Annotated in this window: 20 protein-coding genes; all 20 read right to left on the reverse strand. The window is 59.9% G+C overall.

The genetic code is table 11. The features are described 5' to 3' along the window. Positions 1–417, reverse strand: a 417-nt coding sequence (locus ACTO5E_RS03350) for a class II aldolase/adducin family protein (protein ID WP_482301568.1), incomplete at its 3' end; no start/stop codon positions are given. A 38-nt stretch (positions 418–455) separates the two neighbouring features. Then, on the reverse strand, positions 456–1,514 hold the full coding sequence (locus ACTO5E_RS03355; protein ID WP_482301569.1) for a uroporphyrinogen decarboxylase family protein: 1,059 nt from the start codon (positions 1,512–1,514) through the stop codon (positions 456–458). Positions 1,515–1,536: 22 nt separating this feature from the next. Continuing rightward, the gene (locus ACTO5E_RS03360; protein WP_482301570.1) at positions 1,537–2,802 is read right to left on the reverse strand and encodes a uroporphyrinogen decarboxylase/cobalamine-independent methonine synthase family protein; all 1,266 of its coding nucleotides are present in this window, start codon (positions 2,800–2,802) and stop codon (positions 1,537–1,539) included. Between the two features lie 40 nt (positions 2,803–2,842). Next, the gene (locus ACTO5E_RS03365) at positions 2,843–3,109 is read right to left on the reverse strand and encodes a hypothetical protein (RefSeq protein ID WP_482301571.1); all 267 of its coding nucleotides are present in this window, start codon (positions 3,107–3,109) and stop codon (positions 2,843–2,845) included. A 9-nt stretch (positions 3,110–3,118) separates the two neighbouring features. Then, positions 3,119–3,865, reverse strand: coding sequence for a uroporphyrinogen decarboxylase family protein (locus tag ACTO5E_RS03370; RefSeq protein WP_482301572.1), 747 nt, complete (start codon positions 3,863–3,865; stop codon positions 3,119–3,121). Between the two features lie 16 nt (positions 3,866–3,881). After that, complete coding sequence (locus ACTO5E_RS03375) at positions 3,882–4,031, reverse strand: hypothetical protein (RefSeq protein ID WP_482301573.1); 150 nt, start codon at positions 4,029–4,031, stop codon at positions 3,882–3,884. A gap of 225 nt (positions 4,032–4,256) precedes the next feature. Then, a complete protein-coding gene (locus ACTO5E_RS03380; protein ID WP_482301574.1) occupies positions 4,257–4,892 on the reverse strand; it encodes a corrinoid protein in 636 nt (211 codons plus the stop codon). A 217-nt stretch (positions 4,893–5,109) separates the two neighbouring features. Then, complete coding sequence (locus ACTO5E_RS03385) at positions 5,110–6,789, reverse strand: DAK2 domain-containing protein (RefSeq protein ID WP_482301575.1); 1,680 nt, start codon at positions 6,787–6,789, stop codon at positions 5,110–5,112. 167 nt (positions 6,790–6,956) lie between these two features. Further along, a complete protein-coding gene (locus ACTO5E_RS03390; protein ID WP_482301576.1) occupies positions 6,957–7,793 on the reverse strand; it encodes a putative RNA methyltransferase in 837 nt (278 codons plus the stop codon). A gap of 388 nt (positions 7,794–8,181) precedes the next feature. Further along, the gene (locus tag ACTO5E_RS03395) at positions 8,182–8,952 is read right to left on the reverse strand and encodes a TIGR00282 family metallophosphoesterase (RefSeq protein WP_482301606.1); all 771 of its coding nucleotides are present in this window, start codon (positions 8,950–8,952) and stop codon (positions 8,182–8,184) included. A 71-nt stretch (positions 8,953–9,023) separates the two neighbouring features. Next, positions 9,024–9,398, reverse strand: coding sequence for a cytidine deaminase family protein (locus tag ACTO5E_RS03400; RefSeq protein ID WP_482301577.1), 375 nt, complete (start codon positions 9,396–9,398; stop codon positions 9,024–9,026). An 11-nt stretch (positions 9,399–9,409) separates the two neighbouring features. Further along, on the reverse strand, positions 9,410–10,210 hold the full coding sequence (locus ACTO5E_RS03405; RefSeq protein WP_482301578.1) for a phosphorylase family protein: 801 nt from the start codon (positions 10,208–10,210) through the stop codon (positions 9,410–9,412). Positions 10,211–10,282: 72 nt separating this feature from the next. Then, positions 10,283–11,845 carry a ribonuclease Y gene (rny, locus tag ACTO5E_RS03410; RefSeq protein ID WP_482301579.1) on the reverse strand — a complete coding sequence of 521 codons (1,563 nt, stop codon included), beginning with the start codon at positions 11,843–11,845 and terminating at the stop codon, positions 10,283–10,285. Between the two features lie 605 nt (positions 11,846–12,450). After that, positions 12,451–13,611, reverse strand: coding sequence for a SpoIVB peptidase (spoIVB, locus tag ACTO5E_RS03415; RefSeq protein WP_482301580.1), 1,161 nt, complete (start codon positions 13,609–13,611; stop codon positions 12,451–12,453). 649 nt (positions 13,612–14,260) lie between these two features. Next, positions 14,261–14,794: a 2-oxoacid:ferredoxin oxidoreductase subunit gamma family protein gene (locus ACTO5E_RS03420; protein WP_482301581.1), complete on the reverse strand. Its 534-nt coding sequence runs from the start codon at positions 14,792–14,794 to the stop codon at positions 14,261–14,263. Further along, positions 14,791–15,558: a thiamine pyrophosphate-dependent enzyme gene (locus ACTO5E_RS03425; RefSeq protein ID WP_482301582.1), complete on the reverse strand. Its 768-nt coding sequence runs from the start codon at positions 15,556–15,558 to the stop codon at positions 14,791–14,793. The genes ACTO5E_RS03420 and ACTO5E_RS03425 overlap by 4 nt, the downstream gene beginning before the upstream one ends. A gap of 152 nt (positions 15,559–15,710) precedes the next feature. Then, positions 15,711–16,571, reverse strand: a complete 861-nt coding sequence (locus ACTO5E_RS03430; RefSeq protein WP_482301584.1) for a PHP domain-containing protein — start codon at positions 16,569–16,571, stop codon at positions 15,711–15,713. A 24-nt stretch (positions 16,572–16,595) separates the two neighbouring features. Continuing rightward, positions 16,596–17,642 carry a 3-methyl-2-oxobutanoate dehydrogenase subunit VorB gene (locus tag ACTO5E_RS03435; protein WP_482301586.1) on the reverse strand — a complete coding sequence of 349 codons (1,047 nt, stop codon included), beginning with the start codon at positions 17,640–17,642 and terminating at the stop codon, positions 16,596–16,598. Between the two features lie 16 nt (positions 17,643–17,658). Next, positions 17,659–17,868 (reverse strand): 4Fe-4S dicluster domain-containing protein, encoded by a 210-nt coding sequence (locus ACTO5E_RS03440; protein ID WP_482301588.1) that lies wholly within the window; start codon positions 17,866–17,868, stop codon positions 17,659–17,661. Positions 17,869–18,137: 269 nt separating this feature from the next. Then, positions 18,138–18,797 (reverse strand): ParA family protein, encoded by a 660-nt coding sequence (locus ACTO5E_RS03445; RefSeq protein WP_482301590.1) that lies wholly within the window; start codon positions 18,795–18,797, stop codon positions 18,138–18,140. Between the last annotated feature and the right edge of the window lie 42 nt (positions 18,798–18,839).

Genomic DNA, 18,839 nt, shown 5'->3' on the forward strand with positions numbered 1-18,839 from the left:
CTGGGTGGAGGGGGTGCCGTAGGGGGTCAGGGGCACTGCCCCAATGACCGCCACGTCCTCTATCATATTGTACATGTCCATGGCCTTGTGGGCCACGGCAAAGCCTGTGGCTCCCGGGGGATGGGCGTGAATCACGCTCTGTACGTCCGGGCGCTTTTCATAGCAGCGCAGATGCATTTTGATCTCGCTGGAAGGGCGCAGGCCCTCTCCGGCTTCCAGAACATGGCCCTGGCTGTCCAGCAGCACCAGCTTTTCAGGGGTGATGAAGGATTTGCTGATGCCGGTGGGGGTTGCGATGATCCTGCCGTCTGCCAGGCGGGCGCTGACATTGCCGTCGTTGGCGGCCACCCAGCCCAGCTGCCACATTTTCTGGCAGACGTCGCAAATCTGGTCCTTGATTGCTGTCAGTTTTTCCATACTGCCTCCTGATCAAAATAAAAATTTTGTTGAGCCTCTCAGTACCGTCCGGCCTCCTTGGCCGCTTGCATGATGCTTTTCATGTTCTCTAAGCTGACCGAGTTGGGGATTGAGTGGTCTGAGGCAAAAATGTAGCCGCCGTTCTCCTTCAGCACTGGCACAGTCTGACGGATGGCCTCTGTAATGGCCTCCTTGTCGTCCCACAGTACCGCGTTGACGCCCCCGTGGAGGACCAGCCGGTCCCCGTACTCTCTTTTCAGCCCGAGCACATCCATCCCGGCCTTGATTTCAATGGGGTTCAAGGCGTCAATGCCGGTCTCTATAATATCGGGCATCAGGGTCATAATGTCCCCGCAGGAGTGCAGCCGGGCGTAAATGCCCTTGCTGTGGGCCCAGTCCACCGCCCTTTTATGAAAACGCTGAAGCAGCTCCCGGTACATGGCGTTAGAGAAGAAGGTGGTCCCCTTGTACCCCATGTCGTCCGGCCAGGTGATGGCGTCAAACCGGTAGCCCGCGTCCCATATCATGTCAAAATGGGCCATGCACCGGTCCAGATAGGTCTCAAACATGTCCATGGCCCACTCCGGCTCCTCAATCATGGCCACCAGCAGCGTCTCCGTCCCCACCATCCAGGAGTGGGTCACGTCAAACCCAAACCAGAAGCCCGCCTCAATCCAGTCCCCGTTCTGGACCCAGCCGGCATAGTTTTGCTCCAACGCCGCCCAGTCAATTCGGTCCCGGCTGACAGTCATGCGGGCTTTGGCCTCCTCCCAGGCCTGGGGAGTCGTAACGGTGAAGTCCAGAAACTCCGGGGTAGAGTCCAGCTCCTTGAACTCCCGCATGGTCACCCCCCAGGGAGAGGTGACGATCCGCCAGCGGTCGGTCTCCTCCAGCACCTTCTGAGGGTACTGGGGGGAGATGTCCACGTCGATGGTCCGCACCTTGTCTACATCAAAATAGTCCCGCCAGTCCATGCCCTTGGGCATTCCCTCCCGCTCCCAGCGGGCAATGGCGCCAGCCCAGGGATTGTCAAAAATCGGGACCCGGTCCGCCTCTTTGTGCTGGAACATCCGAGAGAAACGTTCCTTTGTGGTCATTGCTTTCCTTCCTTTCTGCGGCTCAGGGCTTCCAATACTCCTCAAGGCTCTCCCGGATGAGCCGCACATACTGCTTCACCTTATCCGGGGTGTTGTTGATGTGGTACACGTCCCGCTGGGCGATTTCCAGCTTGCAGCCAGAGGCCGCCCGGGCGGTTTTGCGAAAGTGCTCCCGCACCGCGTCCTCGTCCAGGCCGCTGCCCACCCCCAGCAGATTGGGAGAGGGCTTGCGCAGGTAGACAATCCTCCTGTTCCGGAGAATCTCTCCCATTTTCTCCTCCTTGCACCAGGGGGAGATGGAGAGCTTGCGCAGGTTTGTTGCTGTAGAGAGACAGTCCTCCCAGAAGGGGTCCACAGCCTCGCAGCAGCCATAGGAGTAGAGCCCAAACCGGCTGGACACCCTCTCATAATAGGGGTGCACAAACTCCGCGTACATGGCTGGCGACAGCCCTGCGCTCTCCTGGGAGTCCATATAGCCCCACACCTGCCGGGTGGTAAGGGGCCCCTGGGCGGGGAGCTCGTCGGTGAAGCAATAGCTGCCCTGGGCCAGATGCTCCCCGGCGGTGGTGGGCAAAAGGGCCTCCTCCCGTTCCAGCAGGTCAAAAAAGGCCAGATAGTCCCCTGCCAGCATGTCCATCATTTTGTGGAACAGCTCCGGGTAGTCGTACATAGAGAAGAACATGTCCTCCATGCTCATAATGTGGACAATGTCCTGGGTCAGACAGGCATAGAGGGAATGTCCCACCAGCTTGGCAGGGAGAATGTCCCCAAACAGCTCGTTGAGCTCTGCCTGCCGGGCCAGGGCCTGGTCAAGGTGCACCTCGTACCGGGAGGGGCCCAGCTTGTGAAAATCCTCTTCCAGGTCCGAGAGCTGGGCGTTGAAGTGGTGGCCCAGGTCCTCGCCGGAGGAGCTCAGGGCATGGCGGGCTGTTACCGGCAGGCCAAAGGGCACAAAGCTGGTGGGAATTGTAACAGGCAGATAGCCGGGGATGAGGGAGTCGTCCTCAAACAGCAGGTGGTTCACCAGGCGGCTGCGCAGCTCCCATTCCAGGGCCCGGGCCTCCTCTCCCTGGCAGAGAAGCAGGCCGGGGAGGATGTCGCCGGCAAAGGTGCCCAGTTCTATGGTGACCATGGGACGGCCTCCTGCCTGAAAGGCTCCGTGGGCCTGCCAGTCCTTTTGCAGGCTCTGCATCCGGGGGCTTTCAGCCAGTTCCCGCTGTTGCTTGACAATGTCCCGCAGGATTTGAAGGTCGGTTGAGGAAAGCTTCATATCGAGTTTTGGCGGCAAGAGGGCCGCGCTCCTTTCTTCAAGCTTGTACCGAATCTTGTCAGCTGCAAGGCGCGAAAGAGCAGGCAGCCCCGTGCTTGGCAAGCCTTCGCAATGGGGGCCGGCGGCAGCTCTTTGCCTCCTCGATCAGCCGGCGGATGTCTCCGGCGTCCGGAGGACAGGCCCAGCAGCGGCCATAGCCGCCCCAGGAGTTGGCCCGGCACAGCTCCCGAAAGGCCGGGTCAAAGAAAAGCCGGTCCACCCCAATGAACACAGCCTGTCGGGCCCCCAGAGTGAGGGCCTGTTGACTGAGACGCTGTTCCTCCATGTCAGCACCCTAACGGTTGTAAAATTCGTGGACAGCGGCGAAAAATGCGTCAATATTCTCCCAGGGGGTGAGAGGGGGAATGTCGCAGCCAGAGGAGATGACAACGTTGGGGTGGGCCCGGCAGGCCTCCATGGTCTCCTTCACGGCCTGGCGTATGGAGTCCGGCGTGCCGTTGCGGAACTGGGCAGCAGGGTTAATATTCCCCATGACCACGGTGTCTGCCGGAAAGCGGGAGAGCATGTCTGCCATGTCCACGGCATTGCCGAAATGGTAGGCCGCGCTGCCTGTGGACAGAATGGACTCTGTCTGCTGGATGACGCTGCCGCCGCAGTTGTGGTAGATTACTACAAAGCTGTCGACCTGTACTGCCTCCACCAGCTCCTTCACATAGGGGGCGGAGAACGCTTCTGCCAGGGCCGGAGACAGCAGGCCTGTGACCGGCTCGGCCAGAATAACGCCGTTGGCCCCCACCGCCTTGTAGGCCTGACAGTATGCAGTGAGAAACTGCGCCGCCTTTTCCAGCACAGTATGTACCATGTCCGGCTCCTCATAGCAGTCAATCATGATCTCCGTTACATCCAGCAGCCGCGCCGCCAGGGAGAAGGGGCCAATGACCCCTGCCAGCACAGGCCTGTCTGTAATGCGGGTCAGGGCCTCCCGGACCGCGTCCAGAAAGACGCCGGTGCGCCCTGCGCCCACAGGGGGAACGGCCAGGGTCTGGGCCTCCTCTGGGGTAGAGACCACGCGCCCTACCACAGTGGGGACCTCCCCATCAGAAAAATCGGATGGAGGCGCCAAAGCACTCTGCCTCTACCGATAGGTCCATCAGGCTGACACTGGCACCGGCGCAGGTGCGCTGGGCTACCAGCTCCATGGCCCAGGCCTGACTGTCAGAGATCAGCTCCTGAACGCTGACCCCCATAAGCTGGATAGCGGGAAAGGACAGAATCGGTATGGGCTTTTTGACAGGGGGCCTCCCTCAGGTCTGTCAGCCATTGCCGTATATGACGCTTCATAAACATCACCTGAAATCAAAAATACTGTCGCCTGTCCCGGTGGAGGAGAGGGCTTTGCCACCGAATGGGAAAGGTGCGAAGGCTTCTCTGGGCGGTAAGGGCCGCGTCTCCCGCCGGGCAAAGGCAATGCCTCAGGCGCTGCAGGCCTCGACCGTCCAGTCGGCGGCGCTGGCTGCGTCGGAGGTATATTTGTCTGCGCCGATCTTCTGGCAGAAAGCCTCGGTCACTGGCGCGCCGCCTACCATAATCTTCACCTGGTCCCGGATGCCAGCCTCCTGCGCCCTTTGAACCACCTCCTCCATCACGCCCATGGTGGTGGTCAGCAGCGCAGAGCAGCAGATGATCTGGCAGTTCTCCCTCTGGGCAGTCTCCACAAAGGTTTCGGGTGCCACGTCCGTGCCCAGGTCGATCACCTCTAAGCCCTTGCCCTCCATCATCATCTTCACCAGGTTTTTGCCAATGTCGTGGAGGTAGCCCTTGACGGTGCCAATACAGACCCTGCCTGTGGCGCTTACCCCGGCCTGGGCCAGCAGAGGCTTAAGCAGCTGAGCGCCCATGTTCATGGCCCGGGCGGCTACCAGAACCTCGGGCACAAACACCTCGTTTTTCTTGAACTTCTCCCCAATCACGCTCATACCGCTGAGCAGCCCCTGGTCCAGAATCTGCTGGACCGGAACGCCCTGGTCAATGGCCTGCTGGACCAGGGTCTTGACTGCCTTGGATTTGCCCTTTTGTAGATTTTCAGAGATCTCATCCAGAATACCCATACTTGTCTGATTCCTTTCTATCAATGGGACAGTTTTTGAGCCGGTACTTATACCCTTTACTATAGCTGTTTATGGTAAAAAGTCAAGAGAAAACAGAAAAAATTTTTAACTTTTTGCAATATATTCAGAGAGAAAAAACAAAGCGCCGCGGAGAAACTCCGCAGCGCAGAATGGAAATTTCTATGAATGACGGGCTTTTTGGGCCCGACAGTCCCTGCTACTCCACCGAGATGATGAAATAATAGATGGGCTGTCCGCCGTCTACCAAAGTGATCTCTACATCTGAGTGCACCTTGGCAGACAGCTGCCGCTTGGCCTCCTGGGCCTGCTCGGCAGTGATGCCGTCCCCGTAGATGATGGTGATGAAGGAGGTCTGCTTGGTGCTCAGGGACCGGGCCACCCGCACACAGGTGGACACCGGGTCCTTCTCAATATAATGGAGCTTACCGTTTTTCAGGCCCAGAATATCCCCCCGGCGAATGGCGTCGCTGCCAAACTCCGAGTCCCGGGCTGCAAAGGTCACAAGGCCGGTGTTCACATTAGAAGCGGCTTCCAGCATGGCCTCCCGGTTCTCCTCCACTCCCGCGTCCGGGTCAAAGGCCAGCATGGCAGAAAGACCCTGGGGAATGGTGCGGGTAGGCAGAACAATGACCTCCCGGTCCGTGGCCAGGGGAATGGTCTGCTCGGCCGCCATAAGGATATTCTTGTTGTTGGGCAGCACAAACACCCTCTTGGCCGGGGTGGCCAGCACTGCCTGAAGGATATCCTCGGTGCTGGGGTTCATGGTCTGGCCGCCGCTGACCACTACCGCGCAGCCCAGCTCCAGGAACAGGCTCTTCAGCCCCTCGCCAGCCGCCACGGAGATAAAGCCCAGCTCCTCCGTGGGCTCCTGACGCTCCAGGGGCGGGGCGCTGGCCTGGGGCTCTTGGGAATCCCCTTCCTGGGCAGCGTTCAGCTGGCGGTGCTGCTCCTTCATGTTCTCAATTTTCACGGTGAGCAGCTGGCCGTAGCGCAGGCCCCTTTGCAGGGCCTCGCCGGGGCTTTCGGTGTGCACATGCACCTTGATGATCTCCTCATCGTCCGCCACCAGCACGCAGTCCCCAATGGTCTCAAGATACAGCCGCAGCTCCAAAGGGTCGGTTGAGACCTCCTTGTCCCGACCCACCACAAACTCTGTGCAGTAGGTAAAGTTGATCTCGCTGTCAAACTCAGCGGCAGCGCTGCGGAAGAACTCCGCGGTCTCCTGGGCCCGCTCCTCCTCTGACATGCCGGACTCAATGATGATGCCGCCCCGGAAGACGCTGAGCATTCCCTCAAAAATCAGGCAAAGGCCCTGACCGCCTGCGTCTACCACACCGGCGCGCTTGAGCACCGGCAGCAGCTCAGGGGTCTCCTCCAGGGCCTGGGCCGCGCCCATACATACCGCATCCCAGACCTGGGCTGCCTGCTCCGCTCCATGGTCCAAAGCCTCCCGACCCTGCTCAGCCGCCACCCGGGCCACGGTGAGGATGGTGCCCTCTGTGGGGCGGGTCACCGCCTTATAGGCCTCCTCCACGCCCAGGTCCAGGGCCCGGACCAGCTCCTGGGGGCCGGCCAGCTCCGCGCCCTCCAAGCCCTTGGCAATGCCCCGGAACAGCAGGGAGAGAATTACGCCGGAGTTGCCCCGGGCCCCCCGCAGCATGGCGGAGGCCGCGGCCTTGGCTGTCTCGGCGGCAGTGGCGGTTTCGGGGAGCTGCTTCAGGGCGTCCGCAGCAGCGCCGATGGTCATGGACATATTTGAGCCGGTGTCCCCGTCGGGAACAGGGAAGATGTTCAGATCATTGACCTGCTTGCGGTATTTGGCGATGTTGTTGGAGCCGGAGATGATGGCGTTTTTCAGCATGGCGCCTTGAATCATAGGAAACACATCCTTATTTTATGAGTACGCGGCGGGGAGACCCGGCGGCGCAGAAAACCATTTTAGAGTATTGTAACACAGAACCGCCTAAAATACAAGTGCGCGGGAGATTTTTGACAAAGCCAATGGGGAAACTGCGGGAGATTTTCTCTGGGCGACAGCTTGCTTTAGAGCGAACCCGAGTCATCCCGCCGGTACACATCCACCCCAAACTCTGTCTCTGTGCTCAGCCGGGGAATGTTCAGAAGCTTCTCCTGGTCCTCGCGGCTGGTTTTATAAAAATAGGGGGTCATCATAAACAGGTCCCTGATCTCCTCCTGGGTGTCCAGGTGAATGTTCCCCCGCACCTCCCGGCTCTCCTCTCGGACAAAGCCGGGCAGAACCGGGTCCGGCCGCTTATTTTCATAGACCTGCTGATAGATCTGCTTTTTCAGGGAGAGCAGATGCTTTTCCAGAGGATAGGCCTTGATGAGCACGCCCCCGGGGGCCAGCACCCGGCGGGCCTCTCCCGGGTCCAAGGGGGCGAAGACTGACAAAGCGGCCTGACAGCTCTCACTTTTCACCGGCAGATGAAAGGCGCTGGCCACAGCCAGCCCGGCCTCCCGGTTCCGGCGGGAGAAGGCCTTCAGGGCCTCCCGGGAAATGTCCACTCCCAGCAGAGAGAGCGTCAGCCCCTCCTCCCCCAGGGCCCGGTATATTCCGTCGCTGAAAAAGCCCTCGCCGCAGCCAATATCCAAAAGAACGCAGCCCGGCCTGACACAGGGCCTTACCGCCTGCAGCAAAGCCTCTGACAGCCCCTGGTAGTGCCCGGCCTCCAAAAAGCGAGTGCGGGCCTGGACCATGGCCCGGTCATCTCCGTGACGCTTTTCCTTTTTGTGCTGGGACATGAGCAGATTGACATATCCGCTTTTGGCCCGGTCATAGCTGTGGCCATTGGGGCAGCTGTATCGGTTGGGTTCAGGGCTCAGCTCACTTTGACAGATAGGGCAGATGAAGTGCGGCATAGGGACCTCCTGGAACGAAATGTTGGAACGCCTGCGTAGAACCGGTGGAATCGGAGCTCGACTCAGGACACTACGATCATGGGTGCAAAGAGTGCCTAAAACAAGAAGTTTATAAGCAAGACCTTGGTGGACGTTCAGGAAAGTTTCGTCCACTTTTGTAAAGGCGGTAGGGTTATTAGAGGCAAATACACTACCTGGGGACACCCCATTGTCATAAACTCTTTCTTTGGACACTCCCACAGGCGCGCGCCCTGTTGACAGGCCTCTATGCAAAGTGCGCGCAAAGCCAGTAGGTCATTCATTTTATACAAAGGGGGAATTCTCTCTTTTGCGGGTTCGTCTGTAGTTTTGTCCTTCTCTGCTGATCAGACAGGGGCGGGGCAGCGTTCTAGGTCAAGGTCAGCCGCTCTACGCCCTTGCACAGTCCGTCGCCCTCGTCCACGGTAAAAATCACGCAGTCCAGCTTGCATGGGCCGGTGGCCAGGTCGAACCGGGCGGGCATTTTGGTGGTGTACCGGCCAATAATAATCTCCGGTTTAACCCCCAGTACGGACTGGATGGTGCCTGTCATGCCCACATCGCTGATATACCCCGTGCCCTTGGGCAGGATTCCCTCATCCGCTGTGGGCACATGGGTGTGGGTGCCAAACTGAGCCGACAGCCGCCCGTCGGCGTAAAAACCAAGGGCGCGCTTTTCTCCGGTAGCCTCGGCGTGAAAATCGAGAATTCTGATCTTGGGCAGGCCGGGGGTTTCCAGCAGCGCGTCCAGGGTCTCAAAGGGAGAGCGCAGGCTTTCCATATATACTGTGCCCATCAGGTTCATCACCGCCACCCGCACCCGGCCCAGGTCTGCAATATACAGCCCCCGCCCCGGGGCCGCGTTTGGGTAGTTGGCCGGACGCAGCAGGCACTCCTGGCTGTCGTAGCAGGCATAGCTCTCCCGCCGGCGAAAGCTGTGGTTTCCGGTAGTGACCACGTCTGCGCCGCTGTCCAGCAGGTGGCGCAGGGAGTTGGGAGTGATGCCGTTGCCGTCGGCAGAGTTTTCCCCGTTGACAATACACAGGTCAATGGCTTTCTGCCTTTTCAGCACGGGCAGATGCTTGCGCAAAAACAGACAGCCAATGCTGCCTACCACGTCGCCCACGCACAAAATATTGATCATATGCTTCCCTCTTTTCGTATGAACAGGAAAGGTGCGCTCTGGGGGCGCACCTTCTCAAATCCCTTGATCTATTCTGCCCAATAATACGGCAAAAGCTCCTTTACCGGCACGGCTTTGTCCGGCGAAAGAAACACCCGTGCCTCCGGGTTGCCCAGCTGCATCAGCAGCTCCCGGCAGCGCCCGCAGGGGGGCATCACTTTTTTGTCCCAACCCACTGCCACAATGGACTCTACCCGGTTCTCCCCAGCGGTGAGCATTGCCGCTATAGCGGCGTGCTCCGCGCAGAAGCCCATGCTGCAGGCCGTGTCAATACACACGCCCCGGTAAACATGCCCCTTGTCCGTGGCCAGCGCAGCCGCTACGCCTCCTGTCTCCACATCCTCTGAGACTTTCCGGGGGTTCAGCACCTCCAAAGCAGCGCTGTACAGGGTTTCAAAATCCATAAAGCCACCTTTCAGGCAAACAGCCTTTTGATAATCTTCGGTATCACCCGCCGGCGCACATCATTCCGCCGGACCTGCTCCTCCTCTGCCACGCCCCCCAGCAGGGACTTTTTCGCCAGGGAGTTGTCCGACACGCACTGTAATGCCGCAACAGGAAGTCCCATCAGGGCCCCGGCCCGGAACACCACAGCGTTTTCCATATCCAGGCAGTTGCAGCCCATCTCCCGAATGGCGGGCAGATGGGAGAACTGGGCCAGGAAGCTGTCTGTGCAGAAGGGCCGCCCCAGGCGCCAGGAGACGCCCTCCTGGCCGCACACCGCCTGGGTCTCCTCCTTCAGCCGGGCGAACAGAGCCGGGTCAGGATAGGACTTCTCCCCCAGGGTGTCCGCAAAGCTGTCCGTCAAGTAGCGGCTGGCCCCGTCCCCGCTGACGGAATACTCCGGCAGCACCAAGTCGCCCACCTCCATCGCCGGGTCCAGAGCCCCGATGGAGGAAAGGAACAGCACCCGCTTACAGCCGGTCTCCCCCAAAGACAGCAGGGCGTCCATCACGGCAGGGGCGCCGCAGCCGGTCCTGATATAGGTGACGGCCTTTTCGCCGGTATCCACTTCCCATACCGTTATGCCGTAAAGGGGCCCGTTGGCGGAAATCAGCTCCGCCTCGCCCAGCCCGGCCACCCGTTCCGGGGGCCAGCCGGGGGTAAGTATCACGTTCTCCCGAATCCGGGAGCCCTCTACCCCCAGGCCGCTTTTGCACAGGTCATCTGTGCGGCTGTACCGGCGCATGGCCTGGGTCAAATCCTCATATGTCATCCTGCGATTACCTGCGCCCTTTCTGGGAAAAAGCCCTTCGCCTTACTTGGCGTAATAAGATTACGCCGCGTGCTACTTGGCGTAATCTACCGCCCGGCTCTCTCGAATCATGTTCACCTTAATCTGGCCGGGATAGTCCAGGTCGGTCTCGATTTTTTTGCAGATCTCCCGGGCCAGCAGGGTCATCTGCTCGTCTGTCACCGCGTCGGGCCGCACCATAATGCGTACCTCCCGGCCGGCCTGAATGGCGTAGCAGCTCTCCACCCCGTCAAAGGACGAGGCAAGCTCCTCCAGCTTTTCCAGACGCTTGATGTAATTTTCCAGGTTTTCCCGGCGGGCCCCCGGCCTTGCAGCCGAAATAGCGTCCGCAGCCTGGACGATGCAGGCGATGATGGTTTTTGCCTCCACATCTCCGTGGTGGGCGGCAATAGCGTGCACCACTGCCTCGTTTTCCTTATAACGCTTGGCCTGCTCCACACCGATCTGCACATGAGAGCCTTCCAGCTCGTGGTCCAGGGCCTTGCCGATGTCATGCAGCAGGCCGGCCCGCTTGGCCACATTGGGGTTCAGCCCCAGCTCTGAGGCAATCATGCCGGAGAGGAAAGCCACCTCCTTGGAGTGGTTGAGTACATTCTGTCCATAGCTGGTGCGGTAGCGCAGGCGGCCCAGCAGCTTCACCAGCTCATGGTGTACGCCGTTAACGCCCACCTCAAGCACAGCCCGCTCGCCCTCCTGCTTGATGGTGGACTCCACCTCACGGCGGGCCTTCTCCACGGTCTCCTCAATACGGGTGGGGTGGATGCGCCCATCGGAGATGAGCTTCTCCAAGGCCACCCGGGCCACCTCACGGCGCACAGGCTCAAAGCTGGACAGGGTAATGGCCTCAGGGGTGTCGTCAATAATCAGGTCTACCCCGGTCAGGGTCTCAATGGCTCTTATGTTCCGGCCCTCGCGGCCAATGATGCGGCCCTTCATCTCGTCGTTGGGCAGGGGCACCACGCTGATGGCCGCTTCAGACACATGGTCGGCGGCGCAGCGCTGAATGGCCGTGGCAATGACCTCCCGGGCCAGCTGGTCGCTCTCCTCCTTGGTCTGCTGCTCAAACTCCCGCACCTTAACCGCCTTTTCCCGGGCCAGGTCGCTCTCCAGGCTGTCCAGCAGGTACTGTTTGGCCTGCTCCACCGAGAAGCCGGAAATCTTTTCCAGCATGTCGAACTGGCTTTTGCGCACAGCCTCGGCTTCCTTCAGGCGCTCCTCCGCCTTTTTGTTGCGCTGGTCAATCTGGTCCTCCTTGCGGTCCAGGGTTTCCAGCTTCTTTTCCAGGCTCTCCTCCTTTTGCAGGTTCCGCCTCTCCTGGTGCTGAATTTCCCTGCGCCGGTCTGAGAGCTCCTTCTCGCTCTCATTGCGCAGGCGGTGGATTTCATCCTTTCCCTCCAGCACAATCTCCTTCTTTTTGGCCTCCGCGGTCTTTACCGCGTCGCCCACAATGCGTTTTGCCTCCTCTTCGGCAGAGCCGATGGTGGCCTCGGCCTTTCCCTTGCGGTAGTTGATCCCCAGGAAAAAGCACGCGGCCCCTACCAAAGCGGACGACAGCACAGCAATGAGGACGCACAGCCATACAGCTATCCCGTCCAATCGGGCACCTCCTTTGGATTTTGTTAAGAATATCCTTCTGTCACCTTGTACCAGTGCCGAAGCGGCGGCCCCAACGCGAAAAAGCCCGCGCGGGTCCAACGCCGCTTCGGGAAATGCATGGCTGCTTAAAATTTCAGGTTTTTTATATATTGTTGCATATCCAGTTCAGCCGCAGGGGGCGGTATTCCCAATAAATATATAAAAAGTATATAAAAAGCACCCGAGTGCACTCTACATCTAATTTTATATCTATGTCTCTCCCTTGTCAAGAAATTTATGAACATTTCTTGACTTATACACTGAAAAAAGTGAGTGAACTCCAAATATCGGGGCAGTCATGAACAGAAATGGGTGGAAACAGCGTCTGAGAAAAGAGCTTTCGGGCTTGAAAAGCGCCGGTCGGCGCAGGTCGTTCTGGCGTCTTCATTGCCAGAAATTCTTGAGCTAAGGGCGTGCGATGGCATTTTTTTGACCTGAAGCTGCCAAAAACCGGTCAAAAAACTCCATAATCAGCCGGTTTTGGCCCAACGCTCCCAAAATTTTCCGCCCCAGAGAGCAGGAAGGGGCCGGGCAGGCTCCCACCGCCTGCCCGGCCCCTCTCTCCGCTATGCTTCGTCCCCGGCGCTGTGCGCCTGAACCGTCTGCCTGCCCTGCTCCACCATCGTCTGGGCAAAAATGCCGTAGCCTCTGGCCGGGTCGTCGGTGAACACATGGGTCACTGCCCCCGCCAGCTTGCCGTCCTGCAAAATGGGCGCGCCGCTCATGCCCTGCACAATTCCCCCTGTGGCCTTCAGCAGCCGGGGGTCTGTCACCTTCACCACCAGATTGCGGGTGGGCTGGTCTTTGCTGTTGACGTGCTCAATCTCCCCGTCATACTGCTGGGGGCCGCTGCCGTCAATGGTAGCCAGCAGCTTTACCGGGCCGGGGCGCACCTGGCCCCGTTCCAGCACCTCCACCGGCGCGCCCTGGGGGGCGGCCTCCAATAAGCCGTACACGCCGGTCTCGTTATTGGCCAGCAGCCTGCCCAGGGGCTGGTCAGAGGAAAAATACCCCCGCAGCTGCCCGGGCTGGCCGGGCAGTCCCTTTACCACGCCGCACAGGGTGACAGAGGCGGGCTCCCCCCGCTTCAGAGTCATGACACTGCCCGCGTCCGCGTCGCAGATGCCGTGTCCAAGCCCGGCAAAGCCCCCTGTGGCCGGGTCGTAGAAGGTCAGGGTGCCTACACCGGCCGCGCTGTCCCGAATCCACATGCCGGTTTTGAAGGAGCCCTCGCCGTATACCGGCTGAACGGCAGCGTCAAATTCCTCCTGCCCCCGCCGCACCCGAAAGAGAATACTCTCTCCCTGGCTTCTGCCAATATACCGGGCCAGAGCGGCGTTGTTCTGAATGGGCTCGCCGCCTGCCGAAAGCAGATAGTCTCCGGGCAGCAGGCCTGCCTCCTTGGCCGGGCAGCAGGGGCCATCCGCTGTATAAATATCGGAAAGCGAGGCCACAATAACCCCGTCGGTAAACAGCTTGACCCCAAAGGCCTCGCCCAGAGGAATGACCTGGTTTTCTCCTGCCTGAGGGGCCTGCGCCGTCTCCCCGGCCTGCGAGGCAGGGGGCGCGGCTGCCTGGGCGGCGGCTGGGCCGGTCTCCAGGTCCAGCAGGCCCAGGGTCGCCAGCATACACACTGCGGTGATGCCCACGCTCATGGCAAAGGTGCGGGCGGCCTGACACAGAGCGGACGCAGAAAAGCCTGTTTTTTGTTTTTTTATGATCTTCACCCTCTCCTGGGCCATAAAATCGAAGCCAGCTCGTGGGCCCGTTTTTAATGTGCCACCGGCAGAGGGTTTTATGATGGAAATTAAAAACGCTCCTGCATGGCTTGTGCAAATCAGCACAGCTCATGCAGAAGCGGTAATAGTTGGTCTGCCGCAACTACCGGGCACAGCGGTTGGCATACCGCGGCTTGCGGACCGCGCTCCGGCTATTGCCGGTCTCGCCCGGTAGAAGGGACAGTAAGTGTGGAGCAAGTAAAAAGGAAAATGAAAATCAGATGATTATGTAGTAAAATATTGGGGTTCCTTCGTTTTTGTTTTTCTTGTGGCCCCGCCTCCCTTCGCTTTCGATGGTCTAAGTATATCCTCTATTTGTGACACAGGTTTCACCACATTTTGAACATTTGATTCTATTTATATGAACAGTGTTTTAACACATTGACCAAATATGGCAAGTATCACTCTTTTTCGCTATGGTTTCCACAACACCTGGGCGCGATATCGCTCCATGCGCTATATATGGCAGGCCGTCCTTTTCCCGCCTGCCAGGAAAAAACATATCGCTTTTTTGTGGTCTGTCCGACAAACAATCCCTGCTTCCGCCCAGGCGCAAAAAAGGACAAGGCCTTGGCCCTGTCCTTTTTCCCGCCGCTTTTTACTGCTCTGCCCCCAAAGCCACGGCTCTGCGGTTCAGTTCCAACATAGCGGCCCTGCGGGCGGGCACGCACTTCTCAATAGCCTGGTCCAGGGTCTCCGGCGGGCAGAAGCCCAGCTCGTGAAACAGCTTGCCCACCAGAATCATGTTGGCAAGCCCCTTCAGCCCGTTTTCCTCCGCCAGGGCAGAGGCCGGCACCCGGTGTACGGTAACGTCTGCGCGCCCAATGGCCAGGTCGATGAGAGAGCTGTCCAGAATCACCAGGCCGCCCGGCTCCACCCCGTCAATAAACCGCTGAAGAGAGGGCTGGTTCATGGCCACCAGCACATTGGGGGCTGTCACCAGAGGCGAGCCAATGGGCTGCTCGGAGATACACACGCTGCAGTTGGCAGTGCCTCCCCGCATCTCCGGGCCGTAGGAGGGCAGCCAGCTCAGCTCCTTGCCCTCAATCAGACCGGCGTAGGCTGTCACCTTGCCCGCGAACAGCACACCCTGTCCTCCAAAGCCGGCGAAAATGATATTCAGGTCCTTCACTGAGCTACGCCTCCCTTCTTGACTCCTTCGGGCACGTCCTTATAGACGCCCAGGGGGTAATAGGGCAGCATGTTCTCCCGCAGCCACTGCAGAGACTCCACCGGCGACAGGCCCCAGTTGGTGGGGCAGGTGGAGAGCACCTCAACAATAGAATAGCCCTTGCCCTCCAGCTGGTACTGAAAGGCCTTTTTGATGGCCTTTCGGGCAATGTTCACGTTTTTGACACAGTCCACCGTCACCCGCTGGGCAAAGGCCACTCCGTCCAGAGTGGACAGCAGCTCGCAGACCTTAACCGGATATCCGGCGCTGTCCGTGTCCCGGCCATAGGGGGTGGTCTGGGTCACCTGCCCCGGCAGGGAGGTGGGGGCCATCTGCCCGCCGGTCATGCCGTAAATGGCGTTGTTGATAAAAATAACGGTGATATTTTCCCCTCTTGTGGCGGCGTGGACAGTCTCGGCCGTGCCGATTGCCGCCAGGTCGCCGTCGCCCTGGTAGGTAAAGACGACGTTCTCAGGCCGGGCGCGCTTCAGGCCCGTGGCCACTGCCTGGGCTCTGCCGTGGGGAGCCTGGACCATGTCGCAGGCAAAATAGTCGTAGCACATGACAGAGCAGCCCACCGAGGCCACGCCCACAGTGCGGCCCTCAATGCCCAGCTCGTCTATAGCCTGGGCCGCCAGCCGGTGCACAATGCCGTGGGTGCAGCCCGGGCAGTAGTGCAGGGGGGCGTCTGTCAGGGCATGGGGCTTTTGAAATACGATTGGCATATAGGAACACTTCCTTTTCCATTTATAGAATATAGAACAGGCTTTTTGAACCGGCCGCTATTCCCGCCGGTCCTTCCGGCTCCGGATAACATCTATAAAATCGCTTATGGCGTTGAGAGATCCAGGAGAAAGCCCAGCATGGCAGGTTTCCCTCACAGCCCGCAGCGGCTGAGCAGGCCCTGCACCAGGCTGGCGGGGATCATCTGGCCCCCCACCACCTGCTTCTGCTTGTTGAAGAAGCTTCCATGGTAGTCTGTGCCCCCGGAGCAGAACAGGCCTCTCTCCCGGCACAGAGACACAAGCTCTCTTTGCAGGCCAAAGCCGTGAAGGGGATGGAAGCATTCTATTCCCGCAATCCCAGCTGCCAGCAGGCCATCCAGGGCCTGCCAGAACGCGCCGTGCTCCGCTTCATAGGGGTTGTAGGGAATCTGCTCTGCCGGGTGGGCCAGGACCGGAACGCCGGAGGCCTCTTTCACCACATGGACCGCCTCAGTCAGACTGACAAATTTGATTTTGTTGGAGTCAAAGGCATATTGCTTATAATATTTCGTCCCTTCCAGCAGACTGCCGGTAAGGCCCGTGTCCAGAAGATAGTTCAGCAGCTTCCAGCCGCCCCGGCCCTGGGGGATGGCGTAGCTGTGGTAGTCCTTCTCCGAGACCCCCAGGCCGTCCCGCTCCATACACCGCAGCAGGGAGAGATTGGACTCCTCCTGCACCCGGGTGTTGTGGGCGCAGACCTCCCTCAACGCCTGGCTGTGCACGTCGACGCCGTAGGCCAGCAGATGATACTGACGGTTCTCATGGATCACGTCCAGCTCCACGCCGGGAATCAGGCGGACGCCCGCCTCATCCGCCTGACGCAATCCATCCTCTGAATAGGCGCGGACTGTATTGTGGTCGGTAATGGACAGGAATGCCACATGATTTTCTCTTGCATGGGCCAGGACCTCATCTACCCGATCGCTTCCGTCAGAAAAATGGGTATGTATATGCAGGTCCGCAAACTGTGTCATAGCATTCTCCCCCAGTGAGTAATTTTATGCCAGCCTCTCAATCTCCCCCAGCACCTCTGCCGGAGTGGGGATGATGCCCCCTGTGCGCCCAAAGAAGTGGACGGGGACCTGGCAGTCAATGGCAAGCCGGACATCGTCTACCATCTGGCCCATGCTCATCTCCACAGTGAGGAAGGCTTTTGCGTGGCCCGCCGCTTTGCGCATCGCGTCCACCGGGAAGGGCCACAAAGTGACAGGCCGCAGCAGGCCCGCCTTGATTCCCCGCTCTCTTGCCTGGTTGACAGCGGTTCTCGCCACCCGGGAGGAGGCCCCGTAGGCTGTCACAATAATGTCCGCGTCATCACACAGATACGCCTCGGCCCGCTGCTCCTGGGCCTTGACCTGCCGGTAGCGCTGGTAACGCTCCACCACCAGGTCCTCCAGCTTGTCGGGGGTCAGATACAGGGAGTTGATCACATGGTGCTCCCGCCGGCCCTGGTGGCCGTTGGCCGCCCAGTCCTTTTCCGGCAGGGTCTTCTCGTTCTCATCGGGCAGGGCCACGGGCTCCATCATCTGGCCCAGCATACCGTCGGCCAGAATCATGGCGGGTATACGCCAGCGGTCGGCAGCGTCAAAGGCCGTGCTCACCAGGTCCACCATCTCCTGCACAGTAGAGGGGGCAAATACCAGAATCTGAAAATCCCCGTGGCCGGTGGCCTTGGTGGCCTGCCAATAGTCCGCCTGAGAGGGCTGAATGCCCCCCAGCCCAGGCCCGCCCCGCTGGACGTTGATAATCAACGCCGGCAGGTCAGACCCGGCCATGTAGGAGATGCCCTCAGACTTGAGGCTGATGCCCGGGGAGGAGGAGGAGGTCATAGCCCGCACCCCGGCGGCAGCGGCCCCCAGCACCATATTGACCGCGGCAATCTCCGACTCGGCCTGTAGATAGGTCCCTCCTATTTTCGGCATACGCTTGGACATGTAGGCGGCAAGCTCTGTCTGGGGGGTGATGGGGTAGCCGAAAAAGTGCTTGCACCCCGCCCGGATGGCGGCCTCCGCCAGGGCTTCGTTGCCCTTCATCAATACTTTCATGGTCCCTTCTCCTTTCCTAATCCTTTTCCACGGTAATGGCCGTGTCAGGGCACATGGCGGCGCAGGCGGCGCAGCCCACGCACTTGCCGGGCTCCTGCGCTCTGGCCGGGTGATAGCCCTTGGAGTTCAGCCGGCCCGTGTCAAGAGCGATAATGTGCAGGGGGCAGGCGTTGGCGCACAGGCCGCAGCCCTTGCATACGCTCTCGTCAATGGTGATTTTCGACATAGGATTTCCTCCTTTGCCTGCCGCTGGGCAGGCGGCTTTTCTTTTGTCCTTCTGACCTTTGATCTATATTTTTTGCTTTTTGTTGGTTTATAAGGCAGTGCGCTTGACCAGTATAGAGAGACCTCGCACAATGTATCATGCGGGCGGCGGCTGGGGCCGCTGCGCTTCCTGCCTGGGCGTTTACCGGAAGTTAACGGGCAAAGGCCGCCATACTCCGTCCCGCGCTCCGCTCAAGGGACTTCTCCTTTTGCTTTCAGGGCGGCTGTGCGCTATTCCCAGGGAAATGTCACCAATCGGCGGATGACCCGGAAGCCCTTGGGCGGTGGCTGGCCTTGCAGGGTAAAGTCTGGCACAGTGGAGTACAACAAGGGCAGGCCTGTCAGCCGGGCGGTCTCCTGGGCGAAAGCCTCTCCGGCCCCCAGGTCGTCCAGGGCCGTCTCCTTGCCCAGGTGGGAGTTGTTCACAATGCCCGTGGCCTTCAAACGGCTGGCCCCCTCAATCTCCTTCAGCAGCGCCGCAGCCTCCCCCGGCGACTGGGACAGGGCCCGGTAGCCGTTTATGACATAGAGCATCTCATAGCCCGCCTCCTTCAGCCGGGCGGACATGCCTCCCAAAGCGGTAACCCCTGCGTCGTCCCCGCCTGCGTCCACAAAAACCCGGCCGCTTTGGGGGGCGAAGATGGAGGCCAGCTCTGGGGGCAGGGTGGGGGTGTCCAGAGTAGTGCCTGCAAAAACCGGAGCAATCAGCCTCACGCCCCGGGCCTCCAGAAGCGGGCGGTAGTCGCAGGAGCGAAAATAGGGGTTCACCACGTCCAGGTCCGCCAGGGTGACAGGGGAGCCGCCGCCGGCGGCCTGAAGGGCCAGATTGAGAGCCAGATTGGTTTTGCCGCAGCCATAGTGGCCGCAGAGAATGGTGATGGAGTGGGGCATAGGGGCCTCCTTATGGTGGGAATGGATGTAGGGGCTGTCATA

Source organism: Acutalibacter sp., from assembly GCF_056800975.1.